The organism is Streptomyces sp. ITFR-16, from assembly GCF_031844705.1.
Classification (GTDB): domain Bacteria; phylum Actinomycetota; class Actinomycetes; order Streptomycetales; family Streptomycetaceae; genus Streptomyces.
Genome location: NZ_CP134609.1, coordinates 4,085,944 through 4,102,935, shown reverse-complemented (window position 1 = coordinate 4,102,935; position 16,992 = coordinate 4,085,944). Strand labels below are relative to the sequence as shown.

Annotated in this window: 15 protein-coding genes and 2 tRNA genes; 6 read left to right on the top strand and 11 right to left on the bottom strand. The window is 71.8% G+C overall.

Annotated features, from left to right (window positions below):
* Positions 1-32 precede the first annotated feature (32 nt).
* Both RLT58_RS18115 and RLT58_RS18110 read right to left on the bottom strand, forming a co-directional pair.
* The gene (locus RLT58_RS18115) at positions 33-932 is read right to left on the bottom strand and encodes a rhomboid family intramembrane serine protease (protein ID WP_311314549.1); all 900 of its coding nucleotides are present in this window, start codon (positions 930-932) and stop codon (positions 33-35) included.
* Positions 933-1,088: 156 nt separating this feature from the next.
* On the bottom strand, positions 1,089-1,616 hold the full coding sequence (locus tag RLT58_RS18110) for a peptidylprolyl isomerase (RefSeq protein ID WP_311311421.1): 528 nt from the start codon (positions 1,614-1,616) through the stop codon (positions 1,089-1,091).
* Positions 1,617-1,956: 340 nt separating this feature from the next.
* On the opposite strand from RLT58_RS18110, the gene RLT58_RS18105 reads away from it, so the two are divergent.
* Positions 1,957-2,700 carry a DUF5324 family protein gene (locus tag RLT58_RS18105; protein WP_311311420.1) on the top strand — a complete coding sequence of 248 codons (744 nt, stop codon included), beginning with the start codon at positions 1,957-1,959 and terminating at the stop codon, positions 2,698-2,700.
* Positions 2,701-2,787: 87 nt separating this feature from the next.
* On the opposite strand, the gene RLT58_RS18100 is transcribed toward RLT58_RS18105, so the two are convergent.
* Complete coding sequence (locus RLT58_RS18100; RefSeq protein ID WP_311311419.1) at positions 2,788-4,725, bottom strand: AfsR/SARP family transcriptional regulator; 1,938 nt, start codon at positions 4,723-4,725, stop codon at positions 2,788-2,790.
* Positions 4,726-4,821: 96 nt separating this feature from the next.
* Positions 4,822-5,700, bottom strand: coding sequence for an alpha/beta fold hydrolase (locus tag RLT58_RS18095; RefSeq protein WP_311311418.1), 879 nt, complete (start codon positions 5,698-5,700; stop codon positions 4,822-4,824).
* 109 nt (positions 5,701-5,809) lie between these two features.
* Between RLT58_RS18095 and RLT58_RS18090 the strand changes: the two genes are divergently transcribed.
* Positions 5,810-6,313: a hypothetical protein gene (locus tag RLT58_RS18090; RefSeq protein WP_311311417.1), complete on the top strand. Its 504-nt coding sequence runs from the start codon at positions 5,810-5,812 to the stop codon at positions 6,311-6,313.
* A gap of 69 nt (positions 6,314-6,382) precedes the next feature.
* Here the strand turns inward: RLT58_RS18090 and RLT58_RS18085 are convergent.
* Positions 6,383-6,455 (bottom strand) — tRNA-Ala (locus RLT58_RS18085).
* A gap of 169 nt (positions 6,456-6,624) precedes the next feature.
* Here RLT58_RS18085 and RLT58_RS18080 point away from each other — a divergent pair.
* Together RLT58_RS18080 and RLT58_RS18075 are read left to right on the top strand one after the other, a co-directional pair.
* Entirely contained in the window at positions 6,625-7,173 is a 549-nt protein-coding gene (locus RLT58_RS18080; protein ID WP_311311416.1) for a helix-turn-helix transcriptional regulator, read from the top strand.
* 56 nt (positions 7,174-7,229) lie between these two features.
* Positions 7,230-8,582 (top strand): serine/threonine protein kinase, encoded by a 1,353-nt coding sequence (locus RLT58_RS18075; protein WP_311311415.1) that lies wholly within the window; start codon positions 7,230-7,232, stop codon positions 8,580-8,582.
* A gap of 10 nt (positions 8,583-8,592) precedes the next feature.
* Here the strand turns inward: RLT58_RS18075 and RLT58_RS18070 are convergent, their stop codons facing one another.
* The 3 genes from RLT58_RS18070 to RLT58_RS18060 form a co-directional block, all read right to left on the bottom strand.
* Positions 8,593-9,951 carry a hypothetical protein gene (locus RLT58_RS18070; protein WP_311311414.1) on the bottom strand — a complete coding sequence of 453 codons (1,359 nt, stop codon included), beginning with the start codon at positions 9,949-9,951 and terminating at the stop codon, positions 8,593-8,595.
* Positions 9,951-11,885, bottom strand: coding sequence for a vWA domain-containing protein (locus RLT58_RS18065; RefSeq protein WP_311314548.1), 1,935 nt, complete (start codon positions 11,883-11,885; stop codon positions 9,951-9,953). The genes RLT58_RS18070 and RLT58_RS18065 overlap by 1 nt, the downstream gene beginning before the upstream one ends.
* Before the next feature lie 188 nt (positions 11,886-12,073).
* On the bottom strand, positions 12,074-12,208 hold the full coding sequence (locus RLT58_RS18060; RefSeq protein ID WP_003958712.1) for a DLW-39 family protein: 135 nt from the start codon (positions 12,206-12,208) through the stop codon (positions 12,074-12,076).
* A gap of 318 nt (positions 12,209-12,526) precedes the next feature.
* Between RLT58_RS18060 and RLT58_RS18055 the strand changes: the two genes are divergently transcribed.
* On the top strand, positions 12,527-12,898 hold the full coding sequence (locus RLT58_RS18055) for a DUF6344 domain-containing protein (protein ID WP_311311413.1): 372 nt from the start codon (positions 12,527-12,529) through the stop codon (positions 12,896-12,898).
* Between the two features lie 160 nt (positions 12,899-13,058).
* The gene (locus tag RLT58_RS18050) at positions 13,059-13,388 is read left to right on the top strand and encodes an SCO4225 family membrane protein (protein WP_311311412.1); all 330 of its coding nucleotides are present in this window, start codon (positions 13,059-13,061) and stop codon (positions 13,386-13,388) included.
* Between the two features lie 52 nt (positions 13,389-13,440).
* Here the strand turns inward: RLT58_RS18050 and RLT58_RS18045 are convergent.
* From RLT58_RS18045 to gyrA, 3 genes are all read right to left on the bottom strand, one after another.
* Positions 13,441-13,514 (bottom strand) — tRNA-Ile (locus RLT58_RS18045).
* A 70-nt stretch (positions 13,515-13,584) separates the two neighbouring features.
* Positions 13,585-14,196, bottom strand: a complete 612-nt coding sequence (locus RLT58_RS18040) for a DUF3566 domain-containing protein (RefSeq protein WP_311311411.1) — start codon at positions 14,194-14,196, stop codon at positions 13,585-13,587.
* Between the two features lie 93 nt (positions 14,197-14,289).
* Positions 14,290-16,947, bottom strand: coding sequence for a DNA gyrase subunit A (gyrA, locus tag RLT58_RS18035; protein WP_311311410.1), 2,658 nt, complete (start codon positions 16,945-16,947; stop codon positions 14,290-14,292).
* Positions 16,948-16,992 lie beyond the last annotated feature (45 nt).

Genomic DNA, 16,992 nt, shown 5'->3' with positions numbered 1-16,992 from the left:
CCGCCGACGGCCGGCCCGGGCCGGCGCCCGTCCTACGTCAGCGCCGCGGTTCTCGCCGCCACGATCAGGAGCACCACGGCCAGGGTCACGGCACAGGTGCCGAACTGCACGAGGTTCCGCCGCTCACGCGGGGCGTGCACCATGCCGATCCCGATCAGCACCCCGGCCACCAGACCGCCCACGTGCGCCTGCCAGGCGATCCCGCCCCAGGGGTTGAAGGTGATGATCAGGTTGAGCACCAGCAGCGTGAAGACCGGGCGCATGTCGTAGTTCAGCCGGCGCATCAGCACGACGGTGGCGCCCAGCAGTCCGAAGATGGCGCCCGAGGCGCCCAGCGAGGGCTGGTTCTCCGGGGCGAGCCAGTAGGTCAGGGCACCGCCCGCCAGCCCGGAGATCAGATAGAGCGCGAGATAGCGCACCCGGCCGAGCACCGCTTCGAGCGGCCCGCCGAGCCACCAGAGCCCCAGCATGTTGAAGGCGATGTGCCACACCTCCTGGTGCAGGAACATCGACGTCACCAGCCGGTACCACTGGCCCTCCGCGATGCCCTCGGGCGGACCGCCGTAGTAGAAGTTCGCCCGGCCCAGCAGCACCAGGTCGTCGACCAGGGCGCTCTTGGACAGCACCGCGACGAACACCGCGACATTGATCCCGAGCAGGATCTTGGTGACCAGCCGGGGGTCGGCCGCCACCGTGCCGCCGGCGAGCGTACGCGGGCGGCTCGCGGTGGCGCTGTGACCCGTACCGGACCCCTGGCGCACACAGTCCGGGCACTGGAAGCCGACCGACGCGCTGACCATGCACTCCGGGCAGATGGGGCGGTCGCAGCGGGTGCAGCGGACCGCCGTCTCACGGTCCGGGTGGCGGTAGCAGACGGCCGGGCCGTCGACGGGCGGGGTCGGCCCAGGGGCGCCCGGCGGCTGCTGGTCCATCGGTCCCATGGCTTACCGGTCCCCTCGGTCCTCGTCGCGGCGGCGGCGCGCACGGCACCGCCCCGCACATCCGCTCTCTCAACAGATACGGACGGGCGGGGCGGTTGGTTCCCGGAGGCGCGATCCGGAGAGTGACCGGCCGGTGACGGCGGGCGATCAGCGCTTCTGGATGTCGACCGACTCGATGACCACGTCCTGCACCGGGCGGTCGGTGCGCGCGTTGGTCGGCGTGGCCGCGATGGCGTCGACGACCTGCTGGCTCTTCGGGTCCACCACCTCGCCGAAGATGGTGTGCTTGCCGGTCAGCCAGGCGGTCGGCGAGACCGTCACGAAGAACTGCGAGCCGTTGGTGCCCGGTCCGGCGTTGGCCATGGCCAGCAGATACGGCTTGGTGAACGCGAGGTCGGGGTGGAACTCGTCGCCGAACTCGTACCCGGGGCCACCGGTGCCGTTGCCCAGCGGGTCGCCGCCCTGGATCATGAACCCGCTGATCACGCGGTGGAAGACGGTGCCGTCGTAGAGCCGGTCCGTGCTCTTGGCACCGGTCGCGGGGTGGGTCCACTCGCGCTCGCCGGTGGCGAGCTCGACGAAGTTCCTGACCGTCTTGGGCGCGTGGTTCGGCAGGAGCCGGATCTCGATGTCGCCCTGGTTGGTCTTCAAGGTGGCGTAAAGCTCCTCAGCCACGATCTGCCTTCCGTAAGTCTGCTCCGAACGTCCACCGATCCTCGCACGGACCACCCCCGGCGACGCCCGTCCCGGCCGACGCCACCCGTCCCTTCCGGGGCTTCCGCGCCCCTCACCGCGCGAACCGATGCGGCCAAGTGTGTGACGAACCGGAGCGGGCGGAGCCGAACCGTGGCATTGTCGACGGCAGGCTCCCCTTGCACCGCATTGCCCGCGGGTGTCCTTCATCAACCGAATGACCCGGATGCCCGCCCCGCATGCCACACAGGCCCCATGCAGGCATGATCTCGAATTGGGTGGAAAGGCGGAGTACCAACCCGCCACCAAGGAGGAGGATCCCGTGACCCGCATCGACAGCGTGCGCGCCGCAACCGACTCGGCGAAGGACAGCGTGCAGCACGCCGCGGTAGTGGTGGCGCCCTACGCCGACTCGGCCAAGGAACAGGCCGTTCACTATGCGCACGAGGCCCGCACACTGCTCGCGCCGAAGGTGTCGAAGGCAGCACAGCAGGCCCGTGTCCAGTACGGCGCGCATCTCGCACCCCGTATCGAACTCGCCCGCACACACGTACCCCCCAAGGTCGACGAGGCCGCGCAGCGCGCCGCGCTGCGTACCCGTAAGGCGGCCCGGAGCGCGGCGGACTACACCGTTCCGCGCTTCGAGAGCGCCGTGGCCGCTGCCCAGCCCGTGGCCGAGGAGGCCTCGGCCCGCAGCGCCGCCGCACTGGCCGCACTGCGCGGACAGGTCACCGCGAAGGAGATCCGCAAGCTGACCCGGAAGCACGAGCGCCGGGCCAGGGCGGGCAAGGCCTTCAAGGGCCTGGCCGTGGCCGGTCTCCTCGCGGGCGGCGCCTACGCCGTCTGGCGGTGGTGGGACAAGCAGGCCAACCCGGACTGGCTGGTCGAGCCCCCCGCCCCCACCGAGGTGGACGACCGTGCCCCGCTGACCTCCGTCGACGGCAGCCGCGGCAGCGGCAGCCACACGGTTCTGGACCCCGAGGTCCAGGCCAAGCAGGCCGACGCCGAGATCAACGAGGACGGTCCGGACGCCGTGGACGGCACGGACCTGGACGACCGCCCCTGACCGGCGCGTCCAGCAAGAAGGGCGCCTGCCCGGAAGACCGCGAGGTTCTTCGGGGCAGGCGCCCTTCGTGCGGTCGGGCGCCGGAGCTCAGCGCCGCCCCCGGGCGCAGGCCCCGGCCTCGGTGAGATAGCGCTCCACGGGCCCGAGCGTGAACATGCCGCTCGCGGCGCCCGCGTGTTCGTCCCGCGCGTCCCGCAGCACCGCCGCCGCACGCGCGGCGAGACCGGGTTCGTCCAGGGCCACCGCGGCACGGGCGGTGAGCGCCCAGAGCGCCTCCTGCACGTGGTCAGCGGGCGGTTCGGGCAGCTCCCGGAGGGCGGTACGGGCCTCATCGGCCCGGTCCTGAGCCAGCAGGACCAGCGGCGCGGCCCAGGGCAGATACGGCCCCCAGTCGAGAGCGGGATCGGTGGGGGCGGGGCGCCCGTGCAGCAGCCGGAGGCCGAGCAGCGCGAGCGGGAGCAGGCCCCGGTGGAGCCCCGGCATGCCGGCTCCGGCCAGCTCCCGGTCGGCGGCGCGGTAGGCGGCCGCGGCCGACGCGGCGGTGGGCCCGCCGGGTTCGGCGCTGCGGGCGGCTGTGACCCTGGCCCTGAACCACGCGGTGAGGACGGGGACGAGCGGGGACTCATGTGCGGCGGCGAGGCGTTCCGCGGCCTCGGCGTGCCCGGCCGCCGCCGTGAGGTCACCGCGCGCCGACGCGGACTGCATACGGACGAGACGGCCCAGGATCTCGAAGGCGGGCAGCGCGTGCCGGCCGGCCGGCGCGAGGAGTTCGGCTCCGACGGCATCGCGCCGTGCGGCGAGCCCGAGGCGGGTGAAGGACTGCTGGAACACGCCGTTGAGCGCGAAGGCGAGCACGGCGGGCTCGCCCAGCTCCCGCGCCAGGGCCTCGGCCGCGCGGGCGGCGGCGCGCGCGGTGTCACGGGCGGGCCCGGTGGTGTCGGCGCTGCGGCTCTCGTTGGCGACGGTGGCCAGCAGCCGGGCGCGCAGCTCGGCGGGGCCGTCCGGGCCGAGCCGGTGGAGGGTGCGCTCGGCCGCCTCCACCACGGCACGTGCCTGGGCGGGGTCGTCGGCGCGGCTCCAGATGGCGGGGACGTCGTAGGCGCCGATGACGCGCGCGGTCAGGGTGACGTCTCCGGTGCGTTCGGCGGCCGTGACGGCGGCCAGCCGGTCGCGGCGCGAGCCTACGAGCGCGTCACCCCCGGCCAGGGCGAGGGTGCGGGCCAGCTCGACGGTCGTACGCGGACCCAGCCGGGGGCGTACCGCGCTCTGCTCGCCGGACGGTTCGAGGCCGGGCGCTCCGGTGAGGATCTCGGTCTCCAGGCGCCGCAGGCTCGGGCCCGGGTCCAGGCCGAGCTGTTCCACCAGCATGGTGCGGGCCCGGCGCAGGGTGTCCAGGGCCTCGGCCCGGCGGCCGTCGCGGTGGAGCGCCCGGGCCAGCAGGCCCCAGGCGGGCTCGCGCCAGGGGTGTTCGGCGACGTGTCCGCCCAGCTCGGCCACCAGTCCCGCGCCCTCCCCGGACGTGAGGAGAGCGTCCGCCCGCAGTTCCACGGCGTGCAGGCGCAGCTCTTCGAGCCGGGTGCGTTCCTGCCGGACCCAGCGGGAGTCGGGCAGGTCTGCGTAGGCCGGGCCGCGCCACAGGGCGAGCACCTCGCCCAGCTCCGCCGCCCTCCCGGGCGAGCGCCCGGCCTCGGCCAGGGCGTCCTGGAAGCGGTGGACGTCCACCGCCGCGCGCGGCGGCCGCAGCAGGTAGCCGGTGCCCTGCGTCACCAGCACGCGCGAGGGCGTGCGGGGCGCCCGGTCCGGTTCGAGGGCCCGGCGCAGCGCGGCGACGAAGGTGCGCAGGGCGCCCACCGCGCCGGCCGGCGGGTCGTCCCACAGGTCGTCGACCAGGCGGTCCGTGGTGACCACGCGCCCCTCGGCCGCGACGAGACGCCCCAGCACCTCACGGTGACGCGGCCCGCCCAGGGGGATAGGCCGGCCGTCGTCGTGCCATGCCTGTACGGGGCCGAGCACATCGATCCGCATGGTGCCGCGTCTCCTTCCGGGGGTTCGGGGACACAGGGTGTTCCGTGCCCAGTCTCGACCGCGCCGCACGCATCGCCGCACCTCGCACGGCCCGTGTCAGCGGGCCAGCAGTTCCCGGAGCGCCGCCGTGATCTCGTCCGGGGCCTCCTCGGCCATGAAGTGCCCCGCCCGTGTCAGACGGTGGTCGAGGTCGGGCGCCCACGCCCGCCACACCCCGGCCGCGTCGTAGCCGAGCCGCGCGCCCCAGTCCTGCTGGATCACGGTGACGGGCATCGCGAACTGCGAGCCGGCGTCGAAGTCCGCCCGGTCCTGCGCCACATCGATGCCGGCCGAGGCACGGTAGTCGGCGACGATCGAGTCCACCGCACCCGCGCTCGCCCGCAGGTACTCGGCGCGCACCTCGTCCGGGATCGCCGCCGGGTCCTTCGCCCAGGCGTCGAGGAACGAGCCGAAGAACGCGTCCGCGCTGTTGGCGATCATGATCTCCGGCAGTCCCGGGGGCTGCGCCATCAGGAACAGGTGGTAGCCCACCGCGGCGGAGACCCCGCGCAGCACGTTCCACATGTCCAGGGTCGGCACGACGTCGAGGATGCCCAGGTGCGTGACGGTCTCCGGGTGGTCGAGCCCCGCCCGGAAGGCGACCAGCGCACCCCGGTCGTGACCGGCCAGCGCGAAGTGCCCGTGGCCCAGCCGGGAGGCGACCGCGACGATGTCGGCGGCCATGGCGCGCTTGGAGTACACGTCCTCGCCGACGGCCGGCGGCTTGTCGCTCGCCCCGTATCCCCGCAGGTCGGGAACGATCACCGTGTGCTCGGCAGCCAGGTTCCGGGCGACGTGCCGCCACATCAGATGGGTCTCTGGAAAGCCGTGCAGCAGCACGACCGGGCTGCCGCTCCCGCTCACCGCGACGTTCAGTTCGACACCGTCCGCGCCCGGCAGCCGGCCGTAGTCGAAGCCTGGAATCCCCAGTGTCATGACAGGCCCTTCCCTCTCGCTCGCCGCCGGTCCGGTGACCGGCACGGACCACGGTGCCCGTCCCGGATCAGCAGCGAATCAGCGCCGGCGCACGACGGAGAATGGGCGGATGGATGATGATCGTGTCTTCATACGCAGCCGCTGGGGCACCAACCGCTACGTCTACAACCCGAACAATCCGATCGGGCGGGCCCTGATCGTCGGCTCGCTGCTGTTCGCGGCGGGCGGCATGTACTGGCTGTACCACCCGGACCTGTTCAAGGGCGGCTGGGACGAGGGCGAGCTGCGGTCGGCCGTGCGCGGCGCCTCGGCGGAGCTGTCCCGGGGCGCGCAGTCCGGACCGGGCAGCTTCATGTTCGAGGACATCCTCGAGCGGCGGATAGCGGCGCAGCCGGACGGCCCGTCGGACGGCGTCTCCGTGGACACCGCTTCGTCGGTCCCGGTCTCGGACCCGTGGGCCGGAGGAGCCGAGAAGGCCGACTACACGGTCACCGCCCGGGGCACCGACGCCGCGTTCTGCGTCCATGTGGACGCCTGGCACCGGGCGAAGGCGGCGGGCTACGCGGCCGTCACGGTCACCGCCGACGAGGGGGCCTGCGCCACCGCCGGCTGAACCCCGGCAAGAGCGAGAAAAGAGGGCTCCCGACCCGCGTTTCCGCCGGTCGGGAGCCCTCTCGCGCTGTGGAGCCTAGGAGATTCGAACTCCTGACATCTGCCTTGCAAAGGCAGCGCTCTACCAACTGAGCTAAGGCCCCGAAAAACAGCCGGCACCGGACACCTCGGTGTCCTGGCCACTGCCGGGGACCAGAGTAGCGGGTAACCCCCTGAATCCTCCAAAAATATGGGTCTCCCGGTGGGCGACCACGCTCCGTAAGATGCTGATCGTGGTTCGCAGCAGCGAAGCCAGAGCGAAGGGGAGACGCAATGGATGCAGCTCAGCAAGAGGCGACGGCCAGAGCCAGAGATCTTCAGCGCAGTTGGTACGGGGAGCCGTTGGGGGCGCTCTTCCGCCGTCTGATCGATGATCTCGGCCTGAACCAGGCGCGGCTCGCCGCGGCACTCGGACTCTCCGCTCCCATGCTCTCCCAGCTCATGAGCGGCCAGCGCGCGAAGATCGGCAACCCGGCTGTCGTCCAGCGCGTCCAGGCACTCCAGGAACTGGCCAGCCAGGTCGCCGACGGCAGCGTCAGCGCGGGAGAGGCCACGGACCGCATGGAGGAGATCAAGAAGTCCCAGGGCGGCTCCGTGCTCTCCGGCACCGGCCAGACCACCACGAGCGGCGGAGCGCCCACCGTGCGCCGGGTGGTCCGGGAGATCCAGTCACTGCTGCGGTCCGTCGCGGCGGCCGGTGACATCATCGATGCCGCGGACTCCCTCGCCCCGACCCACCCGGAACTGGCAGAGTTCCTCAGGGTGTACGGCGCAGGGCGCACCGCGGACGCGGTGGCGCACTACGAGGGCCACCAGAGCTAGGCCGGCCGCCCGGGACCGGGCACGCCGAAACAGGAACGGGGAGCGAGCGCAGCACCATGGGTGAGGTCTTCGCCGGTCGGTACGAACTGGTCGATCCGATCGGACGCGGTGGGGTCGGTGCCGTCTGGCGCGCCTGGGACCACCGGCGCCGCCGCTATGTGGCGGCCAAGGTCCTCCAGCAGAGCGACGCGCACACGTTGCTCCGCTTCGTCCGCGAACAGGCGCTGCGGATCGAGCATCCGCATGTGCTCGCCCCCGCCAGCTGGGCCGCCGACGACGACAAGGTCCTGTTCACCATGGACCTGGTCAGCGGCGGTTCGCTGGCCCATGTCATAGGCGACTACGGCCCATTGCCCCCTCGGTTCGTCTGCACGCTGCTCGACCAGCTGCTGTCCGGTCTTTCGACGGTGCACGCGGAGGGGGTCGTGCACCGGGACATCAAGCCGGCGAACATCCTGATGGAGGCCACCGGCACGGGCCGGCCGCACCTGCGGCTGTCCGACTTCGGGATCTCCATGCGCAAGGGCGAACCGCGCCTCACCGAGACGAACTACGTGGTCGGAACGCTGGGTTACTTCGCGCCCGAGCAGATGATGGGCGCGGAGCCGGACTTTCCCGCCGACCTCTTCGCCGTCGGGCTCGTCGCCCTGTATCTGCTCCAGGGCACCAAGCCCGACTCCCAGGCGCTCATCGAGCACTTCGCGGCGCACGGCACCCCCGGCGCCCCGGAGGGCATCCCCGAGCCGCTGTGGCAGGTCATCGCCGGCCTGCTGCAGCCGGACCCGCAGGACCGCTTCCGTACGGCCACGGGCGCGCGCAAGGCCCTGACGGCGGCGGCCGAGATGCTGCCCGAGCCCGAGGACCACGAGGAGCCGGTCGAGGTCTTCGACCAGATCGGCCCGCTGCCCGAGGGGTTCGGCCCCGAGGGCCCCCTGCCCGCCCCGAAGGCCGAGGACCCGCAGATCACGGGCCAGGTCACCGGGCGGCAGCTTCCCGGACAGCAGACCCCGCCCCCGGCGTCGATGTCGGAGACGGGCAGCTTCCACCTCCCGCCACCGCCCGAGCGCCCCGCGCCCGCGCCCACTTCCACGCACGCGACCCAGGCGCTCCGCCCCGCCGCCCCGGCGCCGCACCCGGCTGCGGCGCCCCAGGCGGCTTCCTACCCCGGCCCCGTACCGGATCCCTCACAGCCCGCGCCCGCCGCCGTGCAGCACGAGCAGGCCTACACGCGCCCCTACACCGCGCCGCAGCACCAGGGTTCCGGCCCCGCGCCGGGTGGACCGCAGCACTTCGCGCCGGTACCCGCCCCGCGTACGCGGCCGGGACCGTCCCCGAAGGTGGCGGTCCCGGTCCTGCTGGTGGCGCTGATCTGCTTCGCCGTCGGGATCTGGGCCCTGACCCAGGCCTGAGCCCGGCCGGCTACCAGGCCTGCGGCGGCCCTCCGTACGGATACTGCTGGGCACCCGCCACGGGCCCGCTCGGTACGGCGGCCGCGCGGCGCCGGGCGATCAGCGTCCACACGCCGAGCCAGAGCACCAGCACGGTGCCCGCGCCGATGCCGGCGGCCGCGACCAGCTTCATCGTGCTGCTCTCGTCGGCCGCCGCCTGCGGGCCGCTCTGCCCGTTCCTGGCCATGTCCTTGTCGTGCTGCGTGACGCCGAAGATCCCGGCGCCGCCCGCGTACGGCGACTTCCCGGCCGTCCCGTCGACCTTGACCGCGAGGGTCAGCGGCATCGGCTTCGTCCCGTACGCCTTGCCGATCTCCGGGTTCAGCGTGACCGACAGGTAGTACCAGCCCGCGAAGCGCATGGCGCTGACACTGCTGTCGGAGTCGAACCTGTTCTCGTACGCCACCGGGGGCAGCGGATCCAGCGAGACGGAGGCGGGCTTGCCCGAGTACGACAGGGGGGACACGCTGTCCACGTGGCCCTGTGCCGGGTTGTCCAGCGCCATGGCCAGCGCGCTGCTGACGTAGGTGTCCGCACCGGGAACGGTGGTGTTGCTCATGCGGGCGGTGGCGAAGATCTGCTGTCCCCAGTCCACCGGGACCCGGTAGAAGAGGGTCTGACCGGGCGCGATCTCGTCCCTCCACTCACCGGTCTCCAGGCTCGTGGCGTCGTAGTAACTCGTGCCGCCGTGCCTGCGGTTGTCCGCGGCCGGCGAGGGCGGGGCCGGGGAGGCCGATGGCCAGTCCTCCGGCGCCCCGGTCGGCAGCGAGCCGGCCTTGGCGACCTGCGGCTCCGACAGGTAGCGCAGCTCCAGGTCCCAGTCCCCCTTGCCGGAGGTCTCCTTGCTCGTGCGCTCGACCAGGAAGTAGTACGTACCGGCGTCCTGGCAGCTGGTGTTGTCCTCGTTGATGAGCCGGGAGGCGTAGGCGGCGATCGGCCGCGGGTACTCCGCCGACCCGAACCGGGCGTCCCGCGAACTGCACTGCTGGTCCGAACTGCTCCGGATGCTGACCTCGACGCCGTCCCCGTAGGCCACCTTGCCGCCGTCCTCGGGCACGACGACGGCCGAGACGTACGCGTTCGTCTTCGCGTCCAGGTTCAGCCGGTAGTAGAGCTTCTCGCCGGCCTTGATCGAGCTCTTGTGGACCGAGCCCGCCCTCAGCTCCGGCGCATCGGTGTTGAGCTCCGCGCCGCTGACCTCCGAGGCCTTCGGATCGAAGGTGTACGGGACGGCGCCGTCCGCCGCCAGCGCCTGCCCCGGCAGCGCCGCCACCGCGAACATCGCCGCCGCCGCGGCCAGCGTCACCCGGCCCCTGCTGCGCTGCCTCATCACGCGCTTCCCCTCGTCATCCGTGCGGCCGCCCCGCGACGGCCGCGTACATATACGAACACGGCCAGTACCGCGGCCATGACGGCGGCCCCGGCACCGGCGGCGGCAATGACGGTCCATCCTGCCCCTCCCGCACCACCGCTGTCTGCGGCCGCGAGCGAATCGTCCTTGTCGCCCGCCTTGTCGTCCGCGTTGTCGTCCGCGCCTCCGTGCGCGCTCCCGCCCGGCTTTCCCGCCGCCGGCGCGCCGTACTGCGGACCGGCGCGTTCCTCACCGAGCACCGAGACCCGCAGGACCACACCGATCTGCGGATTCTCCGCGATCTCGGCGGCGTGCGCGCCGAGCGTGACCGAAATGTAGAACGCGCCCCCGGCGTGCACCGGCTGGACATCGGACCGGTTCTCGTAGCGGTTGGTCCAGGAGACCGGGACGGCGCCCATCCTCAGCGCCGAAGGGCTGCCGTCGTACAGCGTGCGCGGGTGGAACTCGCCGCCCCCGCCGAGCGGATGGCGGGCCGGGGTGTAGAGCCGGCTCGCCCCGTAGGAGTACGTCCGGTGGGTGCGGTCCACCGTGGGTTCGTTCGCGAACTCCACCCCGTAGGAGACCTGCTGGCCCCAGCCGGCCGGGACCTTGTACCAGAGCGTCTGGGACGGCAGGATCCGGTCGCGCCAGACACCCCGGCCGATCTCCCGGGCGTCGTTGAACCCGGTGCCGCCCCGGACCTCGCGCGGATCGCCCGTCGGCAGCGCGGCGTCCTTGCCGCCGTCGCCGTACTCCACCTGCGAGGCGGCGGGCCGCACGCCCGCGTCCAGCGGCTTCTCGGCCCCGTACACGAGCTCCAGGGGCCAACGGGCTGCATCGGAGCCCTTCTTGCTGTCGCGCTCCACCACCAGCAGGTAGCGGTCCGCCCGGTCGCAGGTGCGGGTGCCCTGCTGCGAAGGGATGCGGGCGACCGCCGCCGTCAGCGGGACCGCGCCCTCCCGCTGCGAGAAGCGCTCGGTGTCCGTGGCGCAGAAGCCGTCGTCGGCGCGCTCGATCCTGGTGGTCAGCGCGTCGAACGAGTCGACGGCGGCGCCGGGTTGGGGGACCGCCGTCGCCGCGAAGTCCACCGTGGAGGCGTCGTCCAGATCGGCCGCGTAGTACCGCTTCTCACCCGGGCCGATGGTGTCCAGGTACTGGCCGGGCGCGATCACGGGCGCCCGGTCGGACGTGGCCGCGCCCGTCACCCGCTCGCCCCGCAGCCGGTAGCCGTCGGCGGACAGCTGGGCGGCGCGCTGGAGCTGGCGGGCGAGCGCCTCGGCGTCGGGGGCGTCGTAGTAACGTCCGTTGCCCGCGTTCGCGATGCATGCGAGCTGTTCGCGGGCCGCGCCCTTCACCTGGAAGCCGACGGTGTCGATCCGCAGCCCGACCCCCTCCTTGCCGAGCTGCTCGGCGACCTCGCAGGGCGGCGGCGTACCGCAGTTGTCCTCGCCGTCGGAGATCAGCAGGATCGTGCGCGTCCCGATGGCGCCGCCCTCGGGCTTCGGCAGGTCCTGCGCCGCCTTTCGCAGCGACAGCCCGATGGGGGTGTCCCCCTTGGGCTCCACGCCCGCGACGGCCTCCTTCAGCGCGGCCCGGTCCAGCGGCCGCACCGGACGGACGAGCCGGGTGTCCGTGCATCCCCGGGGACGGTCGGCGCCGTACACGCGCAGGCCGGTCGGATGGCCGTCGGGGAGCGCGTCCACCACGGTGCCGACGGCCGTACGGGCGCTCTCCATCCGGGTCCGCCCGGTGCCGTCGTCGTCCCCCATGGAGCCCGAGGAGTCCAGCACCATGACCAGGCTGCTGTGTCCGTCACCCCGGACGGCCTCTTGTGCCGCCGCACCCCCGGGCGGCTCCGCCACGGCCGGCAGCACCCCCGCCACCAGGGCGCAGAGCGCCCCGCCGATCAACATCCCCGCCCGCACACCGCGCCGGCGCATGCCTGCCCTCACCCGTGCCCCCTCGACCGAAACCCCGGCTCCTTTGCTCAAGCAACGTATTGATTTGCTTGAGTGAACTCAAGAGCACAGGTGTCACGGTCCCGCAACAGCACGGAGCCCCGGCCGCATCCGCGACCGGGGCTCCGACAGGCTGTTACGTCTCACACACCCGAACCTGCGGGCACGGAGTCGGTCGCCTCCGTCCACAGATCCTGCTCGGCGCGATCCGCCTGGATCTGGCGGTACACGAGGAGCCCGCCGATGGCGGCCAGTGCGACCAGGAGAAGCTTCTTCACCGCGCGACCTCGTCTTTCGTTGGCGTAGGGGACTTCTGCCGCCCGACTATACACACCGGCCGATATCGACCGGTGACCTCCCCGCAACCCAACTGGCGCCTCCCGAAAAGCGATCGTCGGAGAAATGTGCATGCCCGGCGACCCTCCCGCGAAGGGCCCTTCGCGGCACCCCGCACACCACCCGTCGAGGCCGGTTGCACCATACGAGTGGTGTTCATCTGAAGATCGGCGCATCGGTGGCGTCGCTCCCCGAAATCGCGGCCCGGATCCACATCATCGGAAAGGTAAGCAAACCGGACCACCCGAAAGTGAGGGGCCATGAGCACCTTCAGGGCCAAGAGCATCTGGACCGCCTTCATCACCGCGTTCTTCGCACTTCTCGCGTCGCTGGGCCTCGCGGCCTCCACCGCCGCCGCCACGGAATCCGCGGTCACGGAGCCGGCGGCCACGAACCAGAAGCACACGGGTGCGACCGCGGCAACCGCGACCACCCCGTCGGTGCGATGGACCCTTCCGCGTGACCGGTCGCTGCCACCCACGATGAAGCAGCGCATCCGCGCCGAGGCACACGGCTCCTCACCCGCCACCCGCCATCTGTCCGCCGACACCACGGACACCGCGAACACCACCAGCACCGCCCGCGCCTCGCACGGAGCCCCGGCGGGGGACGCGTCCCTCCTCCCACCCTGAGAGCGCCGCACCTGACACCCAGAGCCCCCGGGCCGGTTCACACCGGACGGGGGCTTTTCCGTGCGCCTCCCGTGCGAAGTGAGTACCGGTACTCACGCCGGAGCCACCGCCGCGCCCGCAGCATGGGCGCACCACTACTTCGGCTCCTCGGGGGGAATCGATGAACGCGCGCACCCTGCTGCGTCTGACCGTCACCAATACCGCTTCCGCCGTCTATCTCGGACTCGTCGGTGCGTCCGTCGTGTTCGAGGTGGCCGCCGCGCTGCTCTCGGACCCCGGCATCGTCGGGATCTGGCCGTTCCTTCTCACCGCCCCGGTCTCCCTGCTGGCGGCGGGGGCCACCGGCGCCGTGTGGGGCATGGACGCGCCCCTGTGGCCCCTGGTCTGCGGGATCGTCATCAGCGCACTGATCCAGTCGTTCGCCCTCGGAGCGCTCCTGGAGGCCCTGCGCGGCCGGCGCCGGGGCATCGCCCGCCCGAGCCGGGGCTGACACGACGAAGGCCCCCCACCGTCTCCGGTGAGGGGCCTTCATCTTCATGCTGTGGGGCTAACAGGATTTGAACCTGTGGCCTCATCCTTATCAGGGATGCGCTCTAACCAACTGAGCTATAGCCCCGCCGCGCTGTGCGCTGACTTCTGAAGATTAGCGCACGTCGTGGCCAGTCCCAAAATCGATACCCGCGTCGCTACTCGTCCTCGGCCAGCGTGAGCTCGACACCGCCCACGAAGCCCGCCGACAGGTTGTAGATGAACGCGCCCAGCGTCGCCAGCGCGGTGGCCAGCACCACGTCGATCACCGCGATGACCGAGGTGAAGACGAGGACCCTCGGCAGCGACAGGAACGACTGCAGATCGAAGCCGTTGCCCTCGTTGGAACCGGTCGCCTCGCTGATGGTGCCGCCCACGGTGGAGAAGACGCCCATCGCGTCCATCACCATCCACAGGACCGCCGACGCCACCACCGTGCAGATGCCGAGCGCGATGGACAGCAGGAAGCTGACCTTCATCACCGACCACGGATCGGCCTTGGCGACGCGCAGACGCGCCTTCCGCGTACGCGGAGTGGTCCGCGCACCCGTCCGGGGCTTGCGGGTCGCCTGCGCCGGGCCCACGCCCGGCACACCGCCCTGCTGCGGCCCGCGGGGCCGCCCGCCGCCCTGTGTCCCGCCCGGGGGCGAGGGGTAGGCCTGCGGCGGGTGGTACGGCCCCGCCTGGCCCGGTGCGGGTTCCCGCTCACCGGGCAACGGCCCGGTCGCGTAACCCTCGTACTGGGGCTGAGGGCCCCGGGTATCCGTCACAGTGCCCCCTTGGGAGTCCGTGGCAGGGCCACGGGCGCCGTTCGCGCCGGCTCCGGAAGCGGCCGAACCGGCGCCCGTGGCTCCACTCACGCTCTACTCCTCGTGCTCCCCGGTCGAGGACGTGGTGCCCTCGCCGGCGTTCCCGGCAGCGGCGTCGGCCGTGGTGGCCTCCGCGTTCACTGCCCCGGTCGTCTCGCCTTCGGCGTCGGCGTCGACGGGACCGTCGACCTCCTCGGCCTCGCGACCAGCCTCGGCGTTGCGAGCGATACCGACAACGGCGTCGCGCTTGCCCAGGTTGATCAGTTGGACGCCCATGGTGTCACGGCCCGTCTCCCTGACTTCGTTGACTCGCGTACGAATCACACCACCGCCGAGCGTGATGGCGAGAATCTCGTCCGTCTCCTCGACCACCAGCGCACCGACCAGCGAGCCCCGGTCCTCCACGATCTTGGCGGCCTTGATGCCCAGACCGCCGCGGCCCTGGACGCGGTACTCGTCGACCGGGGTCCGCTTCGCGTACCCGCCGTCAGTCGCAGTGAACACGAAAGTACCGGGCCTGACGACATTCATCGAGAGCAGTTCGTCTCCCTCGCGGAAACTCATGCCCTTGACGCCCGAGGTGGCACGGCCCATCGGCCGCAGCGCGTCGTCCGTCGCGGTGAACCTGATCGACTGGGCCTTCTTGCTGATGAGCAGCAGATCGTCCTCGGACGACACCAGCTCCGCGCCGATCAGCTCGTCGTCGGACCCGTCGGCCGTCTCGCGCAGGTTGATCGCGATGACACCGCCCGAGCGGGGCGAGTCGTAGTCCTTCAGCGCGGTCTTCTTCACCAGACCGCCCTTGGTGGCCAGGATCAGATAGGGCGCGGCGTCGTAGTCGCGGATCGCCAGGATCTGCGCGATCTGCTCGTCCGGCTGGAAGGCCAGCAGGTTGGCGACGTGCTGACCGCGCGCGTCCCGGCCGGCGTCCGGCAGCTCGTACGCCTTGGCCCGGTAGACGCGGCCCTTGTTGGTGAAGAACAGCAGCCAGTGGTGCGTCGTCGAGACGAAGAAGTGGTCGACGATGTCGTCTTCCTTCAGCTTCGTACCGCGCACGCCCTTGCCGCCGCGCTTCTGCGAGCGGTAGTCGTCCGTCTTGGTGCGCTTCACATAGCCGCCGCGGGAGATCGTGACGACGATGTCCTCCTCGGCGATCAGGTCCTCGATGGACATGTCGCCGTCGAAGGGCACCAGCTTGGAGCGCCGGTCGTCGCCGAACTTGTCGACGATCGCGGCCAGCTCCTCGCTGACGATCTGCCGCTGGCGCTCCGTCGACGCCAGGATCGCGTTGTACTCGTTGATCTTCGCCTGGAGCTCGTCGTGCTCGGCGGTGATCTTCTGGTGCTCCAGCGCGGCCAGCCGGCGCAGCTGCATCTCCAGGATCGCGTTGGCCTGGATCTCGTCGATCTCCAGCAGGCCCATCAGGCCCTCGCGCGCGACCTCGACGGTCTGGCTGCGCCGGATGAGGGCGATGACCTCGTCGATGGCGTCCAGGGCCTTCAGCAGGCCGCGCAGGATGTGCGCCCGCTCCTCGGCCTTGCGCAGCCGGAACCGCGTACGCCGGACGATGACCTCGATCTGGTGCGTCACCCAGTGCCGGATGAAGGCGTCGATCGACAGGGTGCGCGGCACCCCGTCCACCAGCGCCAGCATGTTGGCGCCGAAGTTGGTCTGCAGGTCGGTGTGCTTGTACAGGTTGTTCAGGACGACCTTGGCGACCGCGTCCCGCTTCAGCACGACGACCAGGCGCTGGCCGGTCCGCGAGGAGGTCTCGTCGCGGACGTCGGCGATGCCGCCGACCTTGCCGTCCTTGACCAGGTCGGCGATCTTCTGCGCGAGGTTGTCGGGGTTGGTCTGGTACGGAAGCTCCGTGACCACCAGGCACTGGCGGTTCTGGATCTCCTCGACCGCCACGACCGCGCGCATCGTGATCGAGCCGCGGCCCGTGCGGTACGCCTCCTCGATGCCCTTGCGGCCCACGACGAGCGCGCCGGTCGGGAAGTCCGGACCCTTGATCCGCTCGATCAGGGCGTCCAGGAGCTCCTCCTGCGAGGCCTCCGGGTGCTCCAGGTACCACTGCGCACCGGCCGCGACCTCGCGGAGGTTGTGCGGCGGGATGTTGGTCGCCATACCGACCGCGATGCCCGCGGAACCGTTGACCAGGAGGTTCGGGAAGCGCGCCGGCAGGACCGTCGGCTCCTGGTTGCGGCCGTCGTAGTTGTCCTGGAAGTCGACGGTCTCCTCGTCGATGTCCCGGACCATCTCCATGGACAGCGGCATCATCTTGCACTCGGTGTACCGCATGGCGGCGGCCGGGTCGTTGCCCGGGGAACCGAAGTTGCCGTTGGAGTCCACCAGCGGCATGCGCATCGACCAGTGCTGCGCCAGGCGGACCAGGGCATCGTAGATCGAGGAGTCGCCGTGCGGGTGGTACGTACCCATGACGTCACCGACGACGCGGGCGCACTTGTAGAAGCCCTTCTCGGGCCGGTAGCCGCCGTCGTACATCGCGTACAGCACCCGGCGGTGGACGGGCTTGAGGCCGTCCCGCACGTCGGGCAGGGCACGCGAGACGATGACGGACATCGCGTAGTCGAGGTAGGAGCGCTGCATCTCCGTCTCGAGCCCGACGGGCTCGACACGCATGCCCACGCCCTCGACGGGCGGGACCTCTTCGGGCGTCACGGGGACAGGGGTGTTCTCGTCGGCCATTGCTGGTCAAAGTCCTTTCGCGCTGCGGCTGCGGCTTGCTTGTAC